The sequence below is a fragment of the Fructobacillus fructosus KCTC 3544 genome, from assembly GCF_001438695.1.
Lineage (GTDB): Bacteria > Bacillota > Bacilli > Lactobacillales > Lactobacillaceae > Fructobacillus > Fructobacillus fructosus.
This window is the reverse complement of record NZ_JQBH01000027.1, coordinates 1-1,974: the sequence shown is the minus strand read 5'-3', so window position 1 is coordinate 1,974 and position 1,974 is coordinate 1. Positions and strand designations below refer to the sequence as shown.

The 1,974-nt window shown below is 41.0% G+C and carries 4 protein-coding genes and 1 pseudogene; all 5 read right to left on the bottom strand.

Annotated features, from left to right (window positions below):
* Positions 1–258, bottom strand: a pseudogene (locus IV71_RS07520) (hypothetical protein); the annotation flags it as partial.
* An 8-nt stretch (positions 259–266) separates the two neighbouring features.
* The gene (locus IV71_RS07860; RefSeq protein ID WP_010017567.1) at positions 267–413 is read right to left on the bottom strand and encodes an XkdX family protein; all 147 of its coding nucleotides are present in this window, start codon (positions 411–413) and stop codon (positions 267–269) included.
* 2 nt (positions 414–415) lie between these two features.
* Positions 416–688 carry a hypothetical protein gene (locus IV71_RS07515; protein WP_010017568.1) on the bottom strand — a complete coding sequence of 91 codons (273 nt, stop codon included), beginning with the start codon at positions 686–688 and terminating at the stop codon, positions 416–418.
* Positions 689–700: 12 nt separating this feature from the next.
* Positions 701–1,144, bottom strand: a complete 444-nt coding sequence (locus tag IV71_RS07510) for a hypothetical protein (RefSeq protein WP_010017569.1) — start codon at positions 1,142–1,144, stop codon at positions 701–703.
* A 10-nt stretch (positions 1,145–1,154) separates the two neighbouring features.
* Positions 1,155–1,889, bottom strand: coding sequence for a hypothetical protein (locus IV71_RS07505; protein ID WP_010017571.1), 735 nt, complete (start codon positions 1,887–1,889; stop codon positions 1,155–1,157).
* Positions 1,890–1,974 lie beyond the last annotated feature (85 nt).

Genomic DNA, 1,974 nt, shown 5'->3' with positions numbered 1-1,974 from the left:
GGCTGTCCACATACCACCAGATAAAGCAATCAATACTAACCGAATGCGATACCAATAGAAGTCCCAAAGAGAGTTAACTAGTAGCACTACTCCTACTGTGATGTACAGCAGTCCAAAAGGTGCATCATCTAGTAACCCAAGTGCGGGTGGCAACCGAATATCAAGTTGCTGGTAGTGCAACATAACCACAAGACCAACAACAATTTCCTCAACCGCAATGGTTACCCACTGGCGATTTTTCCAAAAATGTCGTTTCATTCTATCTCCTATTCTGTGTATTCTTCACCGGTGATTTCTCGATACTCGTCTTTTGAAATCCAGCCAACCTTGACCGTATTCTTCACACGATCAATCTTCCAAAGCTTTTGTGTGTAAAAATAACGAATTGTTTGTCCTATTTGTGAAAGCTGCATAGTTACATTCCTTTCATTTCTTGGTTCAAAACACGAGCGTACAGGTCTGCAATTTGATTCTGTACATCTTGGACTTGTGGTTGCTTCTTTTGACGCTCTTCCAACTCTGCCAATTTTACTGGGTCACTTTCCCAGGACTGTTTGGTGACATTGAAAACTGGAAAGGGCGTTCCTGCTGGATCAACCGCTGTTGAGTTGCTAGGTTGCTCTTCTGCATAAACAGCACCAGACAACAGCTCAAAAGTTTGAGGGTTATATTTAAAATACCACTTCATTTTGTTCCTCCCTTAATTCCGATAATCATCATTTGTCATCCAACTTCCTTGGATTTCTAACATCGTTTTTGAATTGTATTCCGTATCAGTCGCCATTAGAGCACCATTCAAATCGATTGTGGCTTGTGTTGTTTTAAAGTCGTTAATAACATTAACAACCGTTTTCTCAATCGGCCGATACCCTGCAGGCACCATGAAGCCACCCATATAACCCCAAGGTGATGTATACATATTCTTGTATTCAACAGCAACATACATCAACACCAAGGGTCCAAAACGCCAAAAAATGGCGGGCCCAAAATCCATCTGCACAACTTCTCTTGTGCTCTTACCGCTTAATCGTCCATCAACTGTCAAATCATGAAAAACTTGGTCTCGCTTAGGGTCGGCTAACTCGTTAAAGTTGCTATCAATTGCTTCTGGGCCGTTTTCCATACCCTTAAAAATCTTCTTCATCTTATTTCTCCTACTCCAGCTTAAATTTCAAAGACTTGATGCCTTCAACTAAGTACCAGCTATTATCGTGTTGTTCTAACTCACCCGACATCTTGTAATCAAGCGGAAGAATAACCTTGATAGTGTTAGCATCTGAATAGACCACATTACTGGCTACCGATACTGGATTAGTGCCACCGAATAGTCCTTCTGGTTCTGTACCCAGACCATTAGGTGCGGTCCCAATTCCCCACTCATAGCTAAATACGAATACTGTTGGCATTCGGTTCAAATTGTGCTTAATCGTCACTTCAAACCCTTGAGGAACGTACTTAGCAAGCAATGTCTCGATATTTTCAAAACGATTATCCAAAACTTCAAATTTTCCATAAGTCTGACTATTGCGAGCATCAATGACTTCACTATCTTTAGTCGCTCCACTTAATACTCCAGTAAAACGAGTTTCAAGGTCAGTCTGTCTTTTTTCTACCTGTGATTGACGATTAGCGTTTTGATCAATCAATTCCTTGTTACTGTGCCATTTCGTACTTAACCACTCAACAAAAAGAGCTAATGCCTCTCGGACATCGACTCCCCATTGTTTTTCACGTAGCCACTTGGCTAGTGTTTGACTATTTTTATCAACTACACCGTTCTTAATGTCATTGGCGAACTCGTTTTCACTTGGAATATGAGTTGGGTCACGGTACTGGTCACCATTACCGGCTTGTGGCTTGATATCCACAAAGCCTTTATCATCTGCCATAAATTATTCCTTTCTTAAGTATTGATTCTTGAAGCGGTCAGAGTAATTTTTGCTCATATCAACGTTTCCGTTAATGCCACTAACC